Source organism: Actinomadura sp. DC4, assembly GCF_030406325.1.
GTDB lineage: Bacteria > Actinomycetota > Actinomycetes > Streptosporangiales > Streptosporangiaceae > Actinoallomurus.
Genome location: NZ_JAUEQY010000006.1, coordinates 346,574 through 367,262, shown reverse-complemented (window position 1 = coordinate 367,262; position 20,689 = coordinate 346,574). Strand labels below are relative to the sequence as shown.

The window sequence follows — 20,689 nt, the reverse complement described above, 5'->3', positions numbered from 1 at the left end:
TAGCGTTGGGGGGTGCGACTGACCGTGTTCTGGGCTCGGATGAACGAGCAGTTCGGCGAGGGTTACGCCGAGAGTGTGGCCAAGGACTACGTCCTGGCCGAGCTCGGCGGCCGTACCATCGACCAGGCGCTCGCCGAGGGCGCCGCCGCCAAGACCGTCTGGCAGGCGGTCTGCGCCACCTTCGACGTTCCCCAGAAACTGCGGTGAGCGTCGACCGGCTGCTGGCCGGGGCGCGGTCCGGCCTCTTGCGGCTCAAGCCCCACGACGCCGCCGAGGCCGTACGCGCCGGAGGGTTCCTGGTGGACACGCGGCCCGAATACCAGCGGCGCGCCGACGGCGACATCCCCGGCGCCATCGTCGTCGAGCGCAACCACCTCGAATGGCGGCTCGACCCCCGCAGCGGCTCCCGTGTCCCCGAGGCCGCGCACGAGCGGGTCCACTGGATCGTGATCTGCGACGAGGGCTACTCCTCGTCGCTGGCCGCCGCGTCGCTGCGGGCGATCGGGCTGGTCAACGCCACGGACGTCGTGGGCGGCTTCCAGGAGTGGCGGGCGGCGGGCCTTCCCGTGACGCCCGGCGGCGTACGCCCGCGGCTCGCCCCGTACGACCTCAGATGACGGCGACGGCGGTGATCAGGCCGACCGTGACCTGCGTCGCGCCCAGCAGGATCGCCGAGGGCTCGAGCTTCTCCTTGGCCATCAGCCCGGCCACGTCGATGCTCAGCAGGTAGCGGACGATCATCGTGGCGATCTGCTGGGCCACGATGCCGACCAGGCCCCACACGAGTGTCGCGATGAGCCCTTCGAGGAGCTTCCCGCCGGAGGCGAAGATCGAGGAGGCCACCACGAGGCCCACCCCGACCATGCCGCAGACGGCCAGCAGCGTCGCGTTGCCGTTGCGGTTCGTCCGGATGATCGCCGTGAGCCGGCCCGGCGTGGCCAGGTCGACCGCGAAGAAACCGATGATCAGCAGGACCAGGCCCAGGGCCGTGTACGCGGCGATCGCGCCGGCGCCCTTGCCCAGAGCCGTGCCGAAGCCTTGCGAGAACGCCATGTACATATCGGTCTCCCTGTGATGACTCAGTCGTCGATGCGATGGGGTACGAAGGATGAGGTGTCATCGGTGATGAGACCGGTGGTCTCACGGATGCCCAGCCCCGCCGACTCGTCGCCGACGACCCAGGCGCCGAGGACGGGGTGCTCGCCGTCGAAGTCCGGCAGCGGGCAGAACTCCTGGAAGACGAACCCCTCGGCCCCGTACTCACCGGACGTCCTGGTCTGCACGCCGTCGGGCGTCACGATGCTCATGCTCGCCCCCTCGCGGCCGAGCAGCGGCTTGCTCACGTACGACGTCAGCGAGGCCGGCGTGCCCAAGAAGGTCGGCAGCAGGTTGGGGTGGTTCGGGTACAGCTCCCACAGCACGACGAGGAGCGCCTTGTTCGACAGCAGCATCTTCCAGATCGGCTCGATCCAGGACGCGCGCGAGACGTACCGGCCGAACGGCTCGGCGACGAGCCACTCCCACGGGTAGAGCTTGCAGAGCGTGCGGATCTCCGCCTCGTCCAGGTCGACGAACCGTTCGTCCCGCGCGTGCCAGCCGACGTCCTCCATCGCGATCGCGGTGCCGCGGAAGCCGGCCTGCTCGGCGGTCTCCTGGAGGTACGCGACGGTCATCAGCTCTTCGCCGCTCTCGTCCTCGGTGGTCCAGGCGAAGTGCACCGGGCCGGGCGGGGAGATCTCCTTCCAGCGGTCCACGAGCCGCTCGTGCACGGAGTTCCACTGGTCGTCATCGGGATAGACGTCCTGCAGCCAGTACCACTGCACGATGGAGCTCTCGACCAGGGCGGTCGGGGTGTCGGCGTTGTACTCCAGCAGTTTGGCCGGGCCCTCGCCGTCGTACCAGAGGTCGAACCGCCCGTACAGGTGCGGGTCGCGCCGCCGCCAGGACGCCTCGATCAGCGGGCGCACCCAGGGCGGGATGCCGAACACGTCGTACCGGCCGGTCGTCACGACGTGCTCGACCGCGGACAGGCACATCCGATGGAGTTCCTCGACGACCGTCTCCAGCGCGAGGACCTCGTCCATGCTGAAGACGTAGTGCACCGACTCGTCCCAGTACGGGCGGGTCAGGTGCTCGGGGTGGGAGGTGCGGTGGTACGCGAGGCCCTGGGACTCGATGATCTGGGGCCAGTCCCCCCGAGGGTCGGAGAACTCCCGGCGCACGCGCTCAGCCCCCGTGCGAGCCGGAGTGACCGCCGAAACCGCCGCGGGAGATCACCCGGCCACCTCTGGAGGTGATCTTGCTGCCTCGCGGGCGGATCGTGCTGCCCCGCGAGATGTACCCGCCGTGAGTGCGGCCGCCGTAGTACCAGTAATAACGGCCGTACGAACCGCCGTTGTCGCAGTAGTAGTCGGGTACGACGCGGTACGAACCGGAGCGTGGGGCCTGGCCGTCCACGCAGGACGCGCTGGTGCTCGAGGAGCAGGAAACGAGGCTCAGTGACAACACGCTCATCGCGCTGAGCTGTACGGCGCTGGAACGCATTCGGCGTCTGGCCTTCTGGGGGTGCATTGTCCCGACGCCCTCCGATTCCGGGGTAGATGCCCGGTCAGTGTAGAGGGTAAACGATCAGGTCAGCAGCCCTATCGTATGGGGAAACTCAGGTAGAGGTCGGCGGGCTCGGCGCCGGCGGGGAGGTCGCTCACCTGTCCGTCGCCGATCTCGACCACGCGCCAGGTCCCGTCGGCGCGGCGCGCGAGGTCGGTCGTGATGAACCGGCAGCCCAGCGCGCGCACGCAGGGCGCGGTGGGCTCGGTACGCGGGCGCGGGTGCCGGTCGGGGGTGTCCGGATGGGGCCCGACCAGCACGGGCTCGCCGTCGACCCACCACACGCGCGCCTCGCCGCCCTCGTACGTCTCGTACTCGCGGATGACGATTCCGCCGGTCAGGGAGTCGCCCTGCAGCTCGACGAAGCGCGAGACGACGGCGTGCAGGCGCTCGGTGTCGGTGACGTCCGGCACGAAGCACGCCTCGTCCCACTCGTGCTTGCGCGACTTGACGTAGTCCTTCACGATGACCGGCCCCTTGGGCAGGGGGCGTACGAGCTGGGTCAGCCGCTTCTCGCTCGGGGGCGTGCCGGGGATGAGCGGCAGCCACACGCTCGCGGGAGTGACGCCGGCGAACGTCTCGTACCAGCCCGGCAGCTCGTGGGCCTTCTGGTAGCCGTCCGGCGGCACGGCCATCGTTACCCGCCGGGCGTCGAGCGCGGAGGTCAGCGCGGCGTACTCCGCGGCCGTGAGCATCCAGCCGCGGTACCAGACCGTGCCGAGGTCGCGGGGCACGCGGTGGACGGCCATGGCGGCCTCACCGCGCTGGAGGGCATCATGGTCGACGAGCGCGATGGAGCCGCCGAGCGCGCGTACGGCCTCGGCCTCCCGCGTGAAGTGCTCATCGACCCGCCGGGGACTGAGCGGGTCGGCGCACATGAGAATGGTCACCGGCATGATCCTGCGCTCAGCGTAAGCCAAGTCGCTCGAGGTTTCGGAGTGTCTTAGCATGATCGAACACGTGTTCGGCTAGAGTTGGACGCAACGAGCGGCGTAATCCACAACGGTGGCCCGGGCTCTCGAAAACTGTCAGTGCAGCCCCGTAACGTCGCACCCGATAGCAACAGTCACCGATTTCACAGGGACACCTCACATGGCAGCAAACGATCGCGAGAAGGCCCTCGAGGCGGCGCTCGCCCAGATCGAGCGGCAGTTCGGCAAGGGTTCCGTCATGCGGCTGGGCCAGGAGGGGCGCCCCCCGGTCGAGGTGATCCCGACCGGTTCGATCGCCCTCGACGTGGCCCTCGGCATCGGCGGTCTCCCGCGCGGCCGAGTCGTCGAGATCTACGGACCGGAGTCCTCCGGTAAGACCTCCCTCGCGCTCCACGCGGTCGCGAGCGCGCAGAAGAACGGCGGCATCGCGGCGTTCGTCGACGCCGAGCACGCGCTCGACCCGGAGTACGCGAAGAAGATCGGCGTCGACGTCGACGCGCTCCTCGTCTCCCAGCCGGACACGGGGGAGCAGGCACTGGAGATCACCGACATGCTGATCCGCTCCGGCGCGATCGACGTCGTGGTCATCGACTCCGTCGCGGCCCTCGTGCCCCGTGCGGAGATCGAGGGCGAGATGGGCGACAGCCATGTCGGCCTCCAGGCGCGCCTCATGTCGCAGGCCCTCCGTAAGCTCACCGGCGCCATCAACCAGACCAAGACCACCGCGATCTTCATCAACCAGCTGCGGGAAAAGGTCGGCGTCATGTTCGGCTCGCCCGAGACGACCACGGGCGGCAAGGCGCTGAAGTTCTACGCCTCGGTCCGCCTCGACATCCGCCGCATCGAGACGATGAAGGACGGCACGGACGCGGTCGGCAACCGCACCCGCGTCAAGGTCGTGAAGAACAAGATGGCGCCGCCGTTCAAGGTCGCCGACTTCGACATCCTGTACGGCGTGGGCATCAGCCGCGAGGGCGGCCTCATCGACATGGGCGTCGAGCACGGCTTCGTCCGCAAGTCCGGCGCCTGGTACACCTACGAGAACGACCAGCTCGGGCAGGGCAAGGAGAACGCCCGCACGTTCCTCAAGGAAAACCCGGACATGGCCAACGAGCTGGAAAAGAAGATCAAGGAAAAGCTCGGGGTGGGCCCGAAGCTCGACGCCGACCCGACGTCCCCGGCCGCCCCGCCGGCCGAGCCGGTGGCCGCGGCAGCGGCATCGGGCAAGTCGACGTCGGCCAAGCGCGGAGCCAAGACCCCGAAGCCGGGCGACGTCTGACCTCTTTCCTCATCGAGCCCTCCTGGCGGGCGGCGGCGCCGCATCCCGCGCCGGACCGAGACCGGCGCGGGAACCTTCCCCGGTGGCGTCGCCCCCGCCCAGGAGTCATCCGGCCGACGGGTCCGCCGGCCGAGCGGCCGGTCCGAGCGGCCGGTCCGGGCGGCCGTTCACGGCACCGTACGGTGCGATCGCCGCGTTCACGGGCTGCCTTGGCCTTGGCCTTGGTCCGGCCGGGAAGCGGTTCGTCTGAGCTTGGCGCTGCGGAGCCGGGTATCTGGTTGCTTCAGGCCTGTGGCCTGCCTTGTTGGTCCTGGTCGTTGATCTCGATCCGCCGGTTTCGGCGGGAGTTCGGAGGTGTGATGACGAGGCGTAGGAGTGCCGGCGGATTCGGAGGTACCGGCTCGGCCGGAGAGGGCCGCCGACGATCTCGGGAATCCGGGGGCGTTCGGGAGCCGGAGGGACCGCCGGCCGATCCGGAGGCGGCGGCACGGGACATCTGCCTGCGTCTGCTCAGCTTCTCGCCCCGCACACGCGCCCAGCTCGCCGACGCGCTGCGTCGTAAAGGGGTGGATGACGAGGTGGCCGAGCAGGTGCTGGGGCGGTACACCGAGGTCGGCCTGATCGACGACGAGGCCTTCGCCCGGGCGTGGGTGCAGTCACGGCACAACGGCCGCGGGCTCGCTCGCCGCGCCCTCGCCGCCGAGCTGCGCCAGCGCGGAGTGGCGGACGAGACCGTCAAGGACGCGGTAGAAGAACTCGCCCCCGAACAGGAGGAGTCCGCCGCCCGCGAACTCATCGCGAAACGCATGGCCGCCACCCGCGGCCTCGACCCGACCAAACGCACCCGCCGCATCGTGGGCGTACTCGCCCGCAAGGGCTACCCCGGCAGCCTCTCCTACCGCCTCGTCCGCGAAGCCCTTGAAGCCGAAGGCACCGAAGAACTCCCCGACATCCCCGTGGACGACTGACGACCACCCCGACGGCCCGACGCCACCACCCCGGCGAACAGCCGACCGTCTCTGCCGCCCGGCGCGGGACGGGGTCAAGGTGGCGCGGGGTCCGGGCCGCAGAGCCGCGCGCGTCCCCGACCGGCACCCGAGCCATGCGCCCTGCGGCGACCACCTTGGCGGTCGCCGCAGGGCGGGTCGGCGTGTGCGGTCCCGGTACCGGTTCGCTGTGACATCGGCCACACCGTTCCATAGCACATGGCGGCTTGGCTCCCACCTGCGGCAGGGGTGAAATGAGTATCTGCTTGCCGCATGCAACGAATCGTCCGGAACGCGGAGTCTTTCCTTGCCCATTACCTCCCCGACGCTTACGGTTACGGCAGTGAGGAGTTACTCCGCGCAGTGCGGATTGCCATACGACCGCAGACTTTGACGACCTGAAAGGTGTCCTGACCGGCTCCCCCATAGGCCGGTCGGTTCGGAATGCAGGGTTTCGGGGAAGTCCGGAGCCCTGGATGGTTGTGCCCCGGCTGGCATCCGTCGGCGGTCCGGTGGGATCGTGGCGCGTCGTAGCCCCTCGCGCGCTGCCTTGGTGTTGGGCGGCGGTCTACGCGTCGAGGAAAGGGGTCAGTGCCGTGATCTTGGTTGTCATTGGAGCGGCACTGCTCATCATCGTCGCGCTGGTCATCCTCGGGATCGTCGCGCTCCGGCGGATTCTCGGCCGGGTGGTCGCGGCGACCAAGAGCACCGTGCGGAGCGAAGAGGAGACCAACGCTCATCGGGACGCGGACGAGATCGTAGCGCGGGCGAAGGCCCAGGCGCAGGAGATCGTTCTCGAAGCCGAGGGCAAGGCCAAGGACGTCTCCACGAACGCACGTGCCGATGCCGAGCGGGAGGTCAAGGCGCTCAAGGACGACCTCCGCCCGGTACGTGAGGATCTGGAGCGCCGGGAGATCAGGCTCGCCGAGCGTGAGCAGCGGCTGGACGACGAGGTGCGGCGGCTCGAGGAGCGCAGCCAGAAGCTCGACGAGGTCAAGCAATCGCTGAAGGAGCGCAAGGCCGAGCTGGAGCGCGTGGACGAGGAGCGCCAGCAGGTCCTCGAACAGACCGCCGGGCTCACCGCCGACCAGGCCAAGACCGAGCTCGTCGCCGTCATCGAGAACCAGGCCAAGCGCGAGGCCGCGCTGATCGTACGAGACATCGAGACCGAGGCCCGCGAGCAGGGCGAGAAGCGCGCCCGGAAGATCGTGACGCTGGCCATCCAGCGCGTGGCGACCGAGCAGACCGCCGAGTCCGTCGTGTCCGTGCTGCATCTGCCGAGCGACGAGATGAAGGGCCGGATCATCGGCCGCGAGGGCCGCAACATCCGGGCGTTCGAGACGGCCACCGGCGTCAACCTGATCATCGACGACACCCCCGAAGCGGTGCTCCTGAGCTGCTTCGACCCCGTACGCCGCGAGGTCGGCCGGCTCACGCTCGAGAAGCTCGTCCTCGACGGCCGGATCCACCCGCAGCGCATCGAGGAGATCTACGAGCACAGCAAGACCGAGGTCGAGCAGCTGTGCGTACGGGCCGGCGAGGACGCTCTCGTCGAGCTCGGCATAACCGAGATGCACCCCGAGCTGATCGCCCTCCTCGGCCAGCTGAGGTATCGCACAAGTTACGGGCAGAACGTCCTGAAGCACCTCATCGAGTCCGCCCACATCGCCGGGATCATGGCGGCCGAGCTGCGCCTGCCGACCGTTCTCCTCAAGCGTTGCACCCTCCTGCACGACATCGGCAAGGCCCTGACCCACGAGGTCGAGGGCAGCCACGCGCTGATCGGCGCGGAGATCGCCCGCAGGTACGGAGAGGAGGAGGACGTCGTCCACGCCATCGAGGCGCACCACAACGAGGTCGAGGTCCGTACGGTCGAGGCCGTCCTCACCCAGGCCGCCGACTCCATCAGCGGCGGTCGGCCGGGCGCCCGGCGCGAGTCGCTGGAGGCGTACGTCAAGCGGCTGGAGCGGCTGGAGGAGATCGCCACCGAGCGCGAGGGCGTGGAGAAGGTCTTCGCGATGCAGGCCGGGCGCGAGATCCGCGTCATGGTCCGGCCCGACTCGGTGGACGACATCCAGGCCCAGGTCATCGCGCACGACATCGCCAAGCAGGTGGAGGAGGAGCTGACCTACCCCGGTCAGATCCGCATCACCGTCGTACGGGAGTCGCGCGCCACCGAGTTCGCCCGCTGACCGGCAGCCTGCGGATCGGCAGCACGGTACGGCCGCCCGGCCGTACCGTGCCATGAGATCACTCCTCGGGAGCGGCGGCCGGCTGCGGAGCGGCAGGCGGGGCGGGCGGCGGAGGCGGCGGTATCCGCCGGCGCTCCACGGTCAGCTGGACCGGCGCCACGTCCTTGGGGTCGAACCCCAGCGTCTGCCCGTAGAACGCCAGCTCGGCCTCCAGGCAGGCGATGACCGTCTCGGCCCGCCGGAAGCCGTGCGACTCGCCCTCGAACGTCAGATAGGCGTACGGGATGTTCTTGCCGGCCACCGCGTCGGCGAAGCGCTCGGACTGCGGCGGGGAGACGATCGGGTCGTCCAGGCCCTGCAGGAGGAGTACGGGGCAGGCCGTCGAGGAGGCCCGCGCGACCGGGGACCGCTCCTCGTAGGCCCGCTCGAACCCCGGCATCGGCCCGATCAGCCCGTAGAGGTACCGGGACTCGAAGTCGTGGGTCTCCTTCAGCCAGTTCTGCGGGTCGGCGATGCCGTAGTAGGACGTGCCCGCCTTGAACAGCGTGCTCCCCGTGATCGCGCACAGAGTCGTCCAGCCGCCCGCGCTGCCCCCGCGGATGGCCAGGCGCCCGGGATCGGCCACGCCACCGCGTACGAGCGCCTCGGCCGCCGCCACGGTGTCCTCGACGTCGACGATGCCCCACTGCCGCCGGAGCCGCTCGCGGTAGGAGCGGCCGTAGCCGGTCGAACCTCCGTAGTTGACGTCGATGACGCCGAGGCCCCGGCTGGTGAAGTAGGCGATCTCCATGTCGAGGACGCTGGTCGAGTGCCCGGTCGGCCCGCCGTGCACGAACACGATGTACGGCGGCAGCTCGCCCTCGGGCGCCTGGGCGGACGGGTTGGACGGCGGGTACACGAACGCGTGCACCGGCCGCCCGAACGGCCCCTCCAGCTCCTGGGCGCGCGGCAGAGGCAGGTACGCCGAGTCGGGCAGGGACTCCATCTCGCTGCGCAGCACCTTGGCCTCGCCGCTGTCGGCGTCGACCGCGACGACGGACCAGGGGATGTCCGGTGCGCCCGCGACCCCGACGATCGTCGTCCCGTCGGCGGACAGCTCCAGTTTCCAGTCGGTGTAGGGCAGCTCGAAGTCGGTCAGCTCGGCGGTCTCGGGGTCGTACAGGCCCAGCCGCTGGTCGCCCTGCCCGTGCAGCACCGCGATGCGCCCGTCGTCCAGCACGGCGTACGGCCGGCCGCCGAGCTGCCACAGCGGCCCGGCGAACTCCTCCTCGGCAGGGTAGAGCGCCTGCGGCGACCCGCCGGCCAGCCCGACCTCATAGAGGTTCCACCAGCCGGGCCAGTCCGAGACGACGTACAGGCTGGAGTCGTCGATCCACGTGGGCGCCAGCGCCGACTCGCTCAGGCCGCCCTTGACCGTACGGGGGCGTTCGATCGTGCCCGCCGGGTCGAAGTTGGCCACGCGCAGCTCCGTGCCGTCCCAGGGCATCCGGGGATGGCTCCACTGCACCCAGGCGAGATGGCCGCCCCCGGGGGACGGCGTCGGGAACGCGTAGAAGTCGGCGCCGCTGACCAGCTCGCGGATCGCGCCGGGGTCCTGCGCGGCGGCGCCGGTGACCGGGATCGCGACGATCGCGCGCCGTACGGCGCCGCCCGCGTGTGCCTCCTGGACACACCACAGGTGCTGCCCGTCAGGGGACAGCGTGAGATCGGCGTAGCGCAGGCCCGCCGGCTCGGCGGGCTCCGGGGTCAGCGGGAGCGGCGTCTGCCCCTCGGTGAGCCGGTAGAGCCGCTGGTCGGCGTAGTTGGCGAAGACGAGGTCGCCGTCGGGCAGCGGGAGGTAGGCCCGCCCGCCGTACTCGTGCACCCGCGTACGGGCGTTCCACGGCGCGGGCAGCAGGTCGGTACCGGACCGCACGATCGTGGTGCGCCCGCCCCTCTCTGGTCGCGTCTCCTGCCACCACACCTGATCGCCGTGGATGGTCGGATAGCTGAGGCGGAGGCGTGCCCTCGCGACGTCGGCGGCGGAGATGGGAGAGGGCCAGGAGCCATAGGGAGCGGTCGCACGAGCGGTCATATCGGAATCGTCTCGCATACCGGGGGACAATGGGGCCACGAACCGTCACTTGAGGTCGCAAAAGATGTGAGGCCGGGAACCCTCCGGTCCCCGGCCTCGCGGATCACAAAGAGCCCATGCCGACGGCCGGGGGAGCGCCCGCGCCCGTACTCAGAGTGCGAGCCGAAGTCTTGCGGCTTCGCCGGCTGCGCTTCTCCAGCCACGTCGCGGCCAGGCCGAGCAGGATGTTGATGATGATGTAGATCACAGCGATCACGATCGCCGACGGGATGATGTTGCCGAAGTTGCCCGGGATCACGCGCAGACCCGCGTTGAGCAGGTCGGAGTAGGCGATGATGTAGCCCAGCGCGGTGTCCTTGAGCAGGACGACGAGCTGGCTGATGACCGCCGGCATCATCGCGGTGACCGCCTGCGGCACCAGGATGCGCAGCATGACGCCGCTCCGGCGCATGCCGATCGAGTAGCCCGCCTCCGACTGGCCCTTCGGGATCGAGTTGATGCCCGAACGGAAGATCTCCGCCAGCACCGACCCGTTGTACAGCGTGAGCCCGATGACGAGGGCCAGGAACGCCGACACCGGTGGCAGGACCCGTCCGAACGAGTCCATGATCGCCGGTGGGCCCGCCTGGGCGAAGAAGATCATGATCAGCAGCGGGATGGCACGGAAGAACTCCACGACGGCCCCGGCGGGAACGCTGATCCACTTGTGTTCCGACAGCCGGCCGAGGCCGAGGATCACGCCCATGATCAGGGCGAACACCGCGGCGACCGCGGCGGCCTTGAGGGTGCCCCCGAGGCCGGGGATGATCAGTCTGGTCCAGACGATCTTCCTGGTGAACGGCTCCCACAGCTTGCCGGCGAACTGGTGCTGCTGGCTCAGCCGCGCGATCAGCAGGTAGGCGACGACCAGCAGTACGACGGCCGCGGCGAGCGTGAGGATGTTGTTGCGCAGCCGGGCACGCGGGCCGGGGGCGTCGAACAGGACCGAGGGCTTGTTCTTGGTGGGCCGCCGCGCCGGAGCGTCCTGGGTGTCCGTCATCGTCATCGCGCCACCGCCAGTCGCTTGGAGAGCCAGCCGAAGAAGAAGCCGGTCGGGAGGGTCAGCACCATGAACCCGACCGCGAACCCGACGAAGATCGGGATGGTGCCGCCGTACGTGTCGAACATCTGCTTCATCTGGGCCGACGCCTCGAAGTAACCCGCGGCGAGCGCGATCGTGGTGTTCTTGATCATCGCGATGTAGACGCTGCCGAGCGGCGCCACGACCGCGCGGAACGCCTGGGGCAGCACGACCAGCCGCAGAGTCTGGGTGAAGGTCAGGCCGATCGACCGGGCCGCCTCCGCCTGTCCGATCGGGACGGTGTTGATGCCCGCCCGCAGCGACTCGCAGACGAAGGACGCCGTGTAGACCGTCATGCCGATGGCCGCCAGCCAGAAGCCGTTGGTCCCCGGATCCTGGGAGATCTGCAGGTGGAGCGTGTCGCTCAGGCCGAGGCTGCAGAACAGCAGGATCAGCGTCAGCGGGGTGTTACGGAAGATGTAGACGTACAAGGCGCCGGCCGCGCGCAGCACCGGGGTCGGCGACACCCGCATCGCGGCGAGCACGGTGCCGAAGATCAGCGCGCCGACGGCGGTCACGAGGGACAGCCGGATCGTCCCCCAGAACGCCTTCATGATCGTGCCGAATTCTTGCTGCAGCGGACTGAAGTCCAACAGCGCGTGGAAATTCATGGGTCTCCACCGGATCGAGACGGCGCCGGTGAGCCCGGAGGCTCACCGGCGCGCTATCAGCGGGCTTCGGCTCAGCTGCAGCCCTGGAAAGCCGGGGGCTTGCTGGTGTCGAACGTCAGGTGTTCCGGCGTGAACCATTTGTCGATGAGCTTCTTGGCGGTGCCGTCGGTGTACATCTCGGTGATCGCCTTGTTGACGGCCTCGCAGGTCTTCGTGTCGCCCTTCTTGATGCCGACGCCGTACTTCTCGTCGGTGAACGGCACGTTGTCGACCTTCACCGCGCTGCCCTCACGGGCGGCGTAACCGGCGAGAATGGTGCTGTCGGTGGAGACCGCGTCGAGCGAGCCGCCCTTGAGCTTGGTGATGCACTCCTCGTACGCGTTGGCCGGCACGAGCTTGACCGCGATCTTCTGGTTGAACTTGTTGGTGCCCTCGGTGAGGTTCTTCCAGGAGTTGGACCCGGAGACCTGGCACACCCGCTTGCCCTTGAGGTCCGCGAACGTCTTGATCGACGTGTCGTTGCCGCGGACGAGGATGTCCTGGTGAGGGATGATGTACGGGCCGCCGAAGGTGACCAGGGGGAGGCGCGCCGCGGTGATCGAGTAGCTGGCGAGCACCAGGTCGTCGCTGCCGTTCTTCAGGAACGACTCGCGGTTCGCGGAGATCGTTTCCTTCCAGGTGATGTTCTTCTCCGTCACGCCGAGCTTGCCGGCGATGTACTTGGCGACGTCGACGTCGAAGCCCTCGACGGTGCCGTCCGGCTTCTTCAGGCCGATTCCCGGCTGGTCGAACTTCACGCCGATCGTGAGCTTCTTGTCGTTCTTGGCCTTGTCGACGACAGAATCGGCCTTTTTGGCGCCACAGCCTGAAAGGCCCATCGTGGCGACGGCCAGAGCGGCGACGGCAACGCCGAAATGACGTACTCGCATGATCTTCCTCTGCTATCAAGCCGGCACCGAGAAAAAGCCGGCGAGTTCATTACATTCAGTGCGTCAGGATCTTGGAAAGGAAATCCTTCGCGCGATCACTTCGGGCGTTTGTGAAGAACTCTTCCGGGGTGTTCTCCTCGATGATCTGACCGTCGGCCATGAAGACGACCTTGTTGGCCGACGCCCGGGCGAATCCCATTTCGTGGGTGACCACGACCATGGTCATTCCCTCGGCGGCCAGATTGGTCATGACATCGAGCACTTCTTTGATCATTTCGGGGTCGAGCGCGGAGGTGGGCTCGTCGAAGAGCATCACCTTCGGCCGCATCGCGAGCGCGCGTGCGATCGCGGCCCGCTGCTGCTGTCCGCCGGAGAGCTGCGCCGGGTACTTCTCCGCCTGGCTGGCGATCCCGACGCGCTCGAGGAGCTCCATCGCGTGCTGCTCCGCCTCCGCGGCGCCGACCTTGTTCACCTTTGTCGGGCCGAGGGTGACATTCTGGAGAATCGTCTTGTGCGCGAACAGATTGAACGACTGGAAGACCATGCCGACGTCGGCTCTGAGCTTCGCGAGTTCCTTACCGTCTTCCGGGAGCGGCTGCCCGTCGATGCGGATGCTGCCGTCGTCGATCGGCTCGAGCCGGTTGATCGTGCGGCACAAGGTCGACTTGCCGCCGCCCGACGGGCCGATCACAACCACGACCTCGCCGCGGTGGATGGTCAGATCGATGTCCTTGAGGACATGCAATTCACCGAAGTACTTGTTGACGTTCTCAAGCACCACGAGCGGTCCGCCGCCACTCACCTCGGCCTCCTGGGCCGCCTTGCCGCTGTCGGTCATGCCCGCAAAGCGTACGTCATCCGAAGAACACAAACAGTCATCTGGTATACCGATCCGATCACGTTGCGCTCAGGTCTAAGGCCTGATGGGGTGATTGCCGGATCGGCGATGGCCGTACGGGCGCCGGGCGCGCGTACCCTTTCTTCTTGAGATGAACGCGCCCATGACATTCGACGCCGCCGCCCGTACCTATGAGATACGCACGTACGGGTGCCAGATGAACGTCCACGACTCCGAACGACTCGCCGGCCTGCTCGAAGACGCCGGTTACGCCCGCGCCGGCGACGACGCGACGCCCGACGTCGTGGTGTTCAACACCTGCGCGGTGCGCGAGAACGCCGACAACCGGCTGTACGGCAACCTGGGGCACCTGCGGCCCGTCAAGGAGGGCCACGCCGGCATGCAGATCGCCGTCGGCGGCTGCCTCGCCCAGAAGGACCGCGACACGATCGTGAAGCGCGCGCCCTGGGTGGACGTGGTGTTCGGCACCCACAACATCGGCTCGCTGCCGGTCCTGCTCGAACGCGCGCGGGTGCAGGAGGCAGCCCAGGTCGAGATCAAGGAGTCGCTGGAGACGTTCCCCAGCACACTGCCGACGCGCCGGGAGTCCCCGTACGCCGCGTGGGTCTCGGTATCGGTGGGCTGCAACAACACCTGCACCTTCTGCATCGTCCCGTCGCTGCGCGGCAAGGAGACCGACCGCCGCCCGGGGGAGATTCTCGCCGAGGTCGAGGCGCTCGTCGGCGAGGGCGTCCTGGAGGTCACCCTCCTCGGCCAGAACGTCAACTCCTACGGCGCTGAGTTCGGCGACCGGGGGGCGTTCGCGGACCTCCTGCGCGCGTGCGGCCGGATCGAGGGCCTGGAGCGGGTGCGCTTCACCTCGCCGCACCCGCGCGACTTCACCGACGACGTGATCGCCGCGATGGCCGAGACGCCCAACGTCATGCCGTCGCTGCACATGCCGCTGCAGTCCGGTTCGGACACCGTGCTGAAGGCGATGCGCCGCTCCTACCGCCAGGAGCGCTACCTCGGCATCATCGAGCGGGTCCGCGCCGCCATCCCGGAGGCGGCGATCACCACCGACATCATCGTGGGCTTCCCCGGCGAGACCGAGGAGGACTTCGAGCAGACCCTCCACGTCGTACGCGAGGCGCGGTTCTCCGGCGCGTTCACCTTCCAGTACTCCAAGCGCCCCGGCACGCCGGCGGCCGACATGGAGGGGCAGGTGCCCAAGCCGGTCGTGCAGGAGCGGTACGAACGGCTGGTGGAGCTGCAGGAGGAGATCTCCTGGGCGGAGAACAAACGCCAGCTCGGCCGTACGCTCGACGTCCTGGTCGCCGAGGGCGAGGGCCGCAAGGACGGGCGTACCCACCGGATGTCCGGGCGGGCGCCCGACAACCGCCTCGTCCACTTCACCGCCGCCGAGACCGCGCGCCCCGGCGACGTCGTCACCGTCGACGTCACCTACGCCGCGCCGCACCACCTGGTGGCAGACGGCCCGGTGCGCGGCGTACGGCGTACGGCGGCGGGCGACGCGTGGGAGCGGCGTGCCGCCGAACCAGCCGCGTCCGCCAAGGGAGTCTCCCTGGGCATGCCCGGCATCGGCCGGCCGGTCGCGGCGCCGGCCGCGCCGTCCTGCCGGTGAGCCCCGCGCCGTGCTGAGCGCGGCGGCCGTCTGCCCGCATCCGCCGCTGCTCGTCCCCGAGGTCGCCTGTGGCGCGGCGCCGGAGCTCGACTCCCTGCGCGCGGCGTGCGCGGAGGCCGTACGCCGCCTGGCCGGGGCCTGTGACGCGATCGTGGTGGTGGGCTCGGGGCCCGAGACCCGCGAGTACGGCCCGGACGCCGCGGGCGGCCTGCTGCCGTACGGCGTGGACGTCGTGGTCGGGGACGGTCCCGCGGTGCTTCCGCTGTCCCTGACGATCGGGCGCTGGCTGCTCGGCACGAGCCCGGCCGGCTACCGGGCCGTCGCGCAGGACGCCCCGGCGGAGTCGTGCGGCCGGCTCGGAGCCGAGCTCGGCGCGTCGGCCGGCCGCCTGGGGCTTCTGGTCATGGGCGATGGCAGCGCCTGCCGGACCGAGCGGGCGCCGGGCTACCTCGACGAGCGGTCGGCCGGCTTCGACGCCGAGGTGGCGCGCGCGCTGGCCGGGGCCGACGCGAACGCGCTGGCCCGGCTGGACCCGGCCCTCGCGGCCGAACTGCTGGCCGCCGGCCGGGCCCCCTGGCAGGTGCTCGCGGGCGCCGCCCGCGACGGTCGCTTCGCCGGAGAGCTCCTCGCCGACGAGGCCCCGTACGGCGTGGGCTACCTCGTCGCGAGCTGGACGCGCCCCTAGGGGTGGCGGCCCTCCTCGCCCCACTTGTCGGCGGACCTCTTGGCCTGCTCCTGGGCCTTGTCGACCTTGTCGGCGTACTTGCCGCCGGTCTTCTCGTCGACCATGTCCCCGGCCTTCTCGACGACCTTGTCGACCTTGTCGCCGTGCTGGCCGAGGAATTCCTTCATCTTGTCCACAATGGACATCGGACTCCCCAATCGGGCCACACGGGCACCGGGCACCGGTGCCCGTTGTGCGAAGCCATACCCGGGGTGGGGCCAGAATTAAGCCTGTGAGCGCAACGATCAGGCATGGCGACCTGGCCGGCATGGCCATCGTCGCGGTCGTCGGGCCGACCGCGGCGGGAAAGTCCGACCTGGCGGTCGAGCTCGCGCTGCGCCTCGGCGGCGAGATCGTCAACGCCGATTCCATGCAGCTCTACCGGGGCATGGACGTCGGCACGGCGAAGATCGACCTCGCCGGGCGCCGGAGCGTTCCGCACCATCTGCTGGACGTCTGGGACATCACGCAGACCGCGAGCGTCGCCGACTACCAGCGCGCGGCGCGGGAGACGATCGCGGAGATCCATGGGCGTGGCCGGATGCCGCTGCTGGTCGGCGGCTCGGGGCTCTACATCCGCGCCGTCATCGACGATCTGGACTTTCCCGGCACCGACCCGGAGGTGCGGGCGCGCCTGGAGGCCGAGCTCGGCGAGGCGGGCTCCGCGGTGCTGCACGAGCGGCTCGCCGGCCTCGACCCGGTGGCGGCCGCCACGATCCTGCCCGGCAACGGGCGGCGGATCGTCCGCGCGCTGGAGGTGATCGAGATGACGGGGCGGCCGTTCAGCGCGTCGATGCCCTCCTATGAGGACGCGAAGGAGTACGCCACGCAGCTCGGTCTCACCGTCCCGCGCCCCGAGCTCGACGAGCGGATCGCGCTGCGGGTGGAGCGGATGTGGTCGGCGGGGCTGGTGGAGGAGGTGCGGCGGCTGGAGTCGCAGGGGCTGCGCGACGGCCTGACCGCGAGCCGCGCGCTCGGCTACGCCCAGGTGCTGAGATTCCTGTCGGGGGAGTGGACCGAGGACCGGGCCCGCGAGGAGACCGTACGGCTGACGCGGAGGTTCGCCCGCCGCCAGGAGTCGTGGTTCCGCCGCGACCCGCGCGTACGCTGGATCGATTATCGCGCGACCGCGGACCAGGCCCTGGATACGATCGGTCCATGCGATTCGTGAAGGGGCACGGCACCGAGAACGACTTCGTGATCCTGCCCGACCCCGAGGGGTCGCTGGAGCTGACCCCGGCCATGGTCGCCGTGATCTGCGACCGGCGCGCCGGCATCGGCGCGGACGGTGTCCTGCGCGTCGTACGGTCCAAGGCGCTCGGGCACGACGGCGCCCCGGAGTGGTTCATGGACTACCGCAACGCCGACGGCAGCGTCGCCGAGATGTGCGGCAACGGGGCGCGGGTGTTCGCCCGCTACCTCGTCGAGGCCGGGCTGGCCGCCCCCGGCGACCTGCCGATCGCCACGCGCGGCGGCGTGCGCGACGTCCACCTCGGTCCGAGCGGCGACGTCACGGTCGACATGGGCGCGCCGGCGGTGCTGGGCGAGAGCCGGGCGGTCCTGGGCGGGCGGACGTACGAGGGGCTGGGCATCTCCATGGGCAACCCGCACCTGGCCTGCGTGATCACCGAGCCCGTGACCGGGCTCGACCTGACCCGCGCGCCGGAGATCGACGCGGGCGTGTTCCCCGACGGCGTCAACCTCGAGCTGTTCCGCGCCGTCGGCGAGGGCCGGGTCGAGATGCGGGTGCACGAACGCGGGGTCGGCGAGACCCGTTCGTGCGGCACGGGGGCGGTCGCGACCGCGGTCGCCGCGGCGCACGCCGAGGGACGGACCGGGGGCACCTGGGAGATCGCCGTGCCCGGAGGCGTCGTCACGGTGATCCTGGACGGCCGGACGAGCTTCCTGCGCGGCCCGGCGGTGCTGGTCGCCGAGGGAGAGCTGCGCCTCTGAGCGTCAGCGCGCGCCGCCGAGCGCGTGGAACCCCGCGCGGATCGTGCGGGCGTCGATGTCGCCGTTCAGCATCCGCTGCAGGACGAAGCCGGGCATCGTGCACATCAGGGTCACGCCCACGGCCTCCGGGTCGGCGTCCTCGGGCAGCCGCCCGGCGTCGCGCATGCGGGTGGCGAGCGCGGCCCACGAGCCGCGTACGCCCTTGAACAGGTCGGCGACGATCGCCTGGTAGACCGGGTCGTGCAGGGCCTCGGCCCAGACCTGCGGCGCCACGCGGAGCGCGCCGTCCTCGTCGAGGATCGTCTGGACGAACCCGAAGAACCGCTCGATGATCTCCTCGAACGGCGGGAGGGGGTCCTCCTTGACGATCGTCTCCAGGAGCTTGATCGCGCCGCTCTGCCGCTCGGTGGCGATCGCGTGGATGATCTCGTTCTTGCTCTTGAAGTAGCGGTACACGGCGCCCGCCGACAGCCCCGACTCCGCGAAGACGTCCTGCATCGACGTCCGGTGGAAGCCCTTGCGGAGGAAGCAGATCCGTGCGGCGTCGAGGATCTGCTGCCGGCGGCGTTCCAGGTGGTCATCGGTGACTCGAGGCATGACCTCAAGCTAAAACGGATGTTCGTTCTTGACAAGTCGGCGGGCCGGTGCGAGCGTGAGGGACAATAAATAGAACGAACATCCGATTTACGGAGGTCCTCGTGGAACCCACGAGCCCCACCCTGGAGAAGGCCCCGGCCGAACCGGCCGTCCGCCGCCCCTGGATCGCCCTCGTCTTCATCTGCCTGGCCCAGCTCATGATCGTCCTGGACGCCACGATCGTGAACATCGCGCTGCCCTCGGCCCAGCGCGCCCTCGACGTCTCCGACGGCGGCCGCCAGTGGGTGATCACCGCGTACACGCTGGCGTTCGGCGGCCTGCTCCTGCTGGGCGGGCGGATCGCCGACTACACCGGGCGCCGCCGCGCCTTCCTCGTCGGCCTGTTCGGTTTCGCCGGCGCCTCCGCCCTGGGCGGCGCGGCGCCGGGCTTCGGAGTGCTGCTCGCGGCGCGGGCGCTGCAGGGCGCGTTCGGCGCGCTGCTCGCCCCGGCGGCGCTGTCGCTGCTCTCGGTGACCTTCGTCCGGCCGGCCGACCGCGCCAAGGCGTTCGGCGTGTTCGGGGCCATCGCCGCCGGTGGCGGCGCGATCGGGCTGATCCTCGGCGGGCTGCTGACGGAGTACCTCGACTGGCGCTGGTGCCTGTACGTCAACGTGCCGATCGCGGTGATCTCCGCGCTCGGCTGGTACTTCCTGCCCGCCGACCACCGCACCGGGACCCGGGCGCGGTTCGATTTCGCCGGCGTGATCCTGGGCGGGGGCGGGCTCGTCGCGATCGTGTACGGGTGCAGCCGGGCCGAGTCCGACGGCTGGAGCTCGGGGCCGGTCCTCGGCCTGCTCGTCGGGGGCGTCGTCCTGCTCGCGGTGTTCGCCGCGGTCGAGAGCCGCATCGCGAGCCCGCTGCTCCCGCTGCGCGTGGTGCTGAACCGCACGCGCGGCGGCGCGTACCTCGCCGTGGCCATCGCGATCATCGCGATGTTCGGGCTGCTCCTGCTGCTCACGTACGACCTGCAGGTGGTGAAGGGATACTCCCCGGTGCGCACCGGGGCGGCGTTCCTGCCGCTGACCGCGTGCGTGCTGGTCTCGGGCGGCGGCATCGCCGCCCGGCTGCTGCCTCGCGTGCCGCCGCGCGTCCTCGTGGCGCCCGGCCTGCTCGTGGCCGCCGCCGGCCTGGCCTGGCTGGTACGGCTGGACGCCGGCTCCTCGTACGCCTCGGGCGTGCTGCCCGCCCAGATCCTGATCGGTCTCGGTATGGGTGTGGTGATGGCGCCGGCGATGAGCTACGCGACGCACGAGGTGGACCGGCGCGACGCGGGCGTCGCCTCGGCCATGGCCAACACCGCCCAGCAGATCGGCGGCTCGATCGGCGTCGCCCTGCTCAACACGATCGCCACCGGCGCGACCGCCGGATACATGGCCACGCGGCAGCGGTCCGCTCTCAAGGAGGGGCTCGTACGGGGGTTCACGCACGGGTTCGCCACGGCGGCGGTGATCCTCGCGGTGGGCGCGGTCGTCGTCGGGGTGGTGATGAACACCGGCCGCCCGGAGCGGGGCTGATCCCCTGGCTGATGACCGAATCGGTTTCGGTTACGATGTCCCGGTGACCGAGGTCAGGCGCCAGGCGCGAGCGGAGCGCACCCGAGGTGCGCTCCTTCGCGGCGCCCGCGAGGTGTTCGAGGAGCGCGGTTTCCTCGACGCCAAGATCAGCGAGATCTGCGACCGGGCCGGCGTCGCGTACGGCAGCTTCTACACGCACTTCGCCGACAAGGACGCGGTCTTCGCCGAGCTGATCGACGAGATGCTGCGGGGGCTGCTCGCCGTGATGCGCGCCGAGCCGCTGCACGGCGACGGGCCGCGGGCGCTCATCGCGAGCGCCAACCGCGCCTACCTGCGCGCGTACGAGCGGAGTGCCCGCCTGATGGCGGTGTTCGAGCAGGTCGCGACGTTCTCACCGGCCATGCGGGAGACCTACCTGCGGGCCTGGGGAGTCTTCTACGACCGCCAGGAACGGGCGATCCGCGGCTGGCAGGAGGCCGGGCTCGTCCCGGCCGACGTCGACCCCCGCATGGCGGCGGTGGCCCTCTCCACGATGATCGGGCGCACCGCGTACACCTGGTTCGTGCTCGGCCGGCCGCATGACGACGGCGACGTGGAGCAACTCACCCGGCTCTACTGCCGGGCGATCGGGATCTAGTCGGGTTCTCTT

General features: G+C 70.1%; 22 protein-coding genes. 11 read left to right on the top strand and 11 right to left on the bottom strand.

From position 1 onward, the window contains the following. Positions 1 to 12 precede the first annotated feature (12 nt). Both QWU11_RS13175 and QWU11_RS13170 read left to right on the top strand, forming a co-directional pair. Complete coding sequence (locus tag QWU11_RS13175) at positions 13 to 207, top strand: DUF3046 domain-containing protein (protein WP_290105500.1); 195 nt, start codon at positions 13 to 15, stop codon at positions 205 to 207. Further along, positions 204 to 617 (top strand): rhodanese-like domain-containing protein, encoded by a 414-nt coding sequence (locus QWU11_RS13170; protein ID WP_290105499.1) that lies wholly within the window; start codon positions 204 to 206, stop codon positions 615 to 617. Before QWU11_RS13175 ends, QWU11_RS13170 begins: the two co-directional genes overlap by 4 nt. Here the strand turns inward: QWU11_RS13170 and QWU11_RS13165 are convergent. From QWU11_RS13165 to QWU11_RS13150, 4 genes are all read right to left on the bottom strand, one after another. Further along, complete coding sequence (locus QWU11_RS13165) at positions 610 to 1,053, bottom strand: DUF350 domain-containing protein (RefSeq protein ID WP_290105498.1); 444 nt, start codon at positions 1,051 to 1,053, stop codon at positions 610 to 612. The genes QWU11_RS13170 and QWU11_RS13165 overlap by 8 nt on opposite strands. A gap of 26 nt (positions 1,054 to 1,079) precedes the next feature. Then, entirely contained in the window at positions 1,080 to 2,222 is a 1,143-nt protein-coding gene (locus QWU11_RS13160) for a glutathionylspermidine synthase family protein (protein ID WP_290105497.1), read from the bottom strand. A 4-nt stretch (positions 2,223 to 2,226) separates the two neighbouring features. After that, positions 2,227 to 2,544, bottom strand: coding sequence for a hypothetical protein (locus QWU11_RS13155; RefSeq protein WP_290105496.1), 318 nt, complete (start codon positions 2,542 to 2,544; stop codon positions 2,227 to 2,229). Between the two features lie 98 nt (positions 2,545 to 2,642). Next, positions 2,643 to 3,503, bottom strand: coding sequence for an ATP-grasp domain-containing protein (locus QWU11_RS13150; protein ID WP_290105495.1), 861 nt, complete (start codon positions 3,501 to 3,503; stop codon positions 2,643 to 2,645). A gap of 196 nt (positions 3,504 to 3,699) precedes the next feature. Between QWU11_RS13150 and recA the strand changes: the two genes are divergently transcribed. The 3 genes from recA (at position 3,700) to rny (ending at position 7,996) form a co-directional block, all read left to right on the top strand. Further along, complete coding sequence (recA, locus tag QWU11_RS13145; protein ID WP_290105494.1) at positions 3,700 to 4,818, top strand: recombinase RecA; 1,119 nt, start codon at positions 3,700 to 3,702, stop codon at positions 4,816 to 4,818. A 494-nt stretch (positions 4,819 to 5,312) separates the two neighbouring features. Next, positions 5,313 to 5,786 (top strand): regulatory protein RecX, encoded by a 474-nt coding sequence (locus tag QWU11_RS13140; protein WP_290105671.1) that lies wholly within the window; start codon positions 5,313 to 5,315, stop codon positions 5,784 to 5,786. A gap of 614 nt (positions 5,787 to 6,400) precedes the next feature. Further along, the gene (gene rny / locus QWU11_RS13135; protein WP_290105493.1) at positions 6,401 to 7,996 is read left to right on the top strand and encodes a ribonuclease Y; all 1,596 of its coding nucleotides are present in this window, start codon (positions 6,401 to 6,403) and stop codon (positions 7,994 to 7,996) included. A gap of 58 nt (positions 7,997 to 8,054) precedes the next feature. On the opposite strand, the gene QWU11_RS13130 is transcribed toward rny, so the two are convergent. The 5 genes from QWU11_RS13130 to QWU11_RS13110 all read right to left on the bottom strand — a co-directional run bounded on the left by QWU11_RS13130 (position 8,055) and on the right by QWU11_RS13110 (position 13,568). Continuing rightward, entirely contained in the window at positions 8,055 to 10,070 is a 2,016-nt protein-coding gene (locus QWU11_RS13130) for a prolyl oligopeptidase family serine peptidase (protein WP_290105492.1), read from the bottom strand. Positions 10,071 to 10,173: 103 nt separating this feature from the next. Then, the gene (locus QWU11_RS13125; protein ID WP_290105491.1) at positions 10,174 to 11,115 is read right to left on the bottom strand and encodes an amino acid ABC transporter permease; all 942 of its coding nucleotides are present in this window, start codon (positions 11,113 to 11,115) and stop codon (positions 10,174 to 10,176) included. After that, positions 11,112 to 11,744: an amino acid ABC transporter permease gene (locus tag QWU11_RS13120; RefSeq protein ID WP_290105667.1), complete on the bottom strand. Its 633-nt coding sequence runs from the start codon at positions 11,742 to 11,744 to the stop codon at positions 11,112 to 11,114. The genes QWU11_RS13125 and QWU11_RS13120 overlap by 4 nt, the downstream gene beginning before the upstream one ends. Positions 11,745 to 11,872: 128 nt before the next feature. After that, positions 11,873 to 12,730 carry a glutamate ABC transporter substrate-binding protein gene (locus QWU11_RS13115; protein WP_290105490.1) on the bottom strand — a complete coding sequence of 286 codons (858 nt, stop codon included), beginning with the start codon at positions 12,728 to 12,730 and terminating at the stop codon, positions 11,873 to 11,875. A 55-nt stretch (positions 12,731 to 12,785) separates the two neighbouring features. Then, a complete protein-coding gene (locus tag QWU11_RS13110) occupies positions 12,786 to 13,568 on the bottom strand; it encodes an amino acid ABC transporter ATP-binding protein (protein ID WP_290105489.1) in 783 nt (260 codons plus the stop codon). Between the two features lie 163 nt (positions 13,569 to 13,731). Here QWU11_RS13110 and miaB point away from each other — a divergent pair, with 163 nt between their 5' ends. Together miaB and QWU11_RS13100 are read left to right on the top strand one after the other, a co-directional pair. Continuing rightward, complete coding sequence (miaB, locus tag QWU11_RS13105; RefSeq protein WP_290105488.1) at positions 13,732 to 15,213, top strand: tRNA (N6-isopentenyl adenosine(37)-C2)-methylthiotransferase MiaB; 1,482 nt, start codon at positions 13,732 to 13,734, stop codon at positions 15,211 to 15,213. Positions 15,214 to 15,223: 10 nt separating this feature from the next. Beyond that, positions 15,224 to 15,898, top strand: a complete 675-nt coding sequence (locus QWU11_RS13100; RefSeq protein ID WP_290105480.1) for a class III extradiol dioxygenase subunit B-like domain-containing protein — start codon at positions 15,224 to 15,226, stop codon at positions 15,896 to 15,898. Here QWU11_RS13100 and QWU11_RS13095 read toward each other — a convergent pair. Next, positions 15,895 to 16,083 (bottom strand): antitoxin, encoded by a 189-nt coding sequence (locus QWU11_RS13095; protein ID WP_290105479.1) that lies wholly within the window; start codon positions 16,081 to 16,083, stop codon positions 15,895 to 15,897. The two genes, QWU11_RS13100 and QWU11_RS13095, sit on opposite strands and share 4 nt — an antisense overlap. A gap of 122 nt (positions 16,084 to 16,205) precedes the next feature. On the opposite strand from QWU11_RS13095, the gene miaA reads away from it, so the two are divergent. Together miaA and dapF are read left to right on the top strand one after the other, a co-directional pair. Next, positions 16,206 to 17,108: a tRNA (adenosine(37)-N6)-dimethylallyltransferase MiaA gene (gene miaA / locus QWU11_RS13090; RefSeq protein ID WP_290105664.1), complete on the top strand. Its 903-nt coding sequence runs from the start codon at positions 16,206 to 16,208 to the stop codon at positions 17,106 to 17,108. Further along, on the top strand, positions 17,096 to 17,890 hold the full coding sequence (gene dapF / locus QWU11_RS13085; protein WP_290105478.1) for a diaminopimelate epimerase: 795 nt from the start codon (positions 17,096 to 17,098) through the stop codon (positions 17,888 to 17,890). Before miaA ends, dapF begins: the two co-directional genes overlap by 13 nt. A 3-nt stretch (positions 17,891 to 17,893) precedes the next feature. Here the strand turns inward: dapF and QWU11_RS13080 are convergent, their stop codons facing one another. Further along, the gene (locus QWU11_RS13080; protein WP_290105477.1) at positions 17,894 to 18,487 is read right to left on the bottom strand and encodes a TetR/AcrR family transcriptional regulator; all 594 of its coding nucleotides are present in this window, start codon (positions 18,485 to 18,487) and stop codon (positions 17,894 to 17,896) included. A 101-nt stretch (positions 18,488 to 18,588) separates the two neighbouring features. On the opposite strand from QWU11_RS13080, the gene QWU11_RS13075 reads away from it, so the two are divergent. Together QWU11_RS13075 and QWU11_RS13070 are read left to right on the top strand one after the other, a co-directional pair. Beyond that, a complete protein-coding gene (locus tag QWU11_RS13075) occupies positions 18,589 to 20,040 on the top strand; it encodes an MFS transporter (RefSeq protein WP_290105476.1) in 1,452 nt (483 codons plus the stop codon). 43 nt (positions 20,041 to 20,083) lie between these two features. Further along, a complete protein-coding gene (locus tag QWU11_RS13070; RefSeq protein WP_290105475.1) occupies positions 20,084 to 20,677 on the top strand; it encodes a TetR/AcrR family transcriptional regulator in 594 nt (197 codons plus the stop codon). Positions 20,678 to 20,689 lie beyond the last annotated feature (12 nt).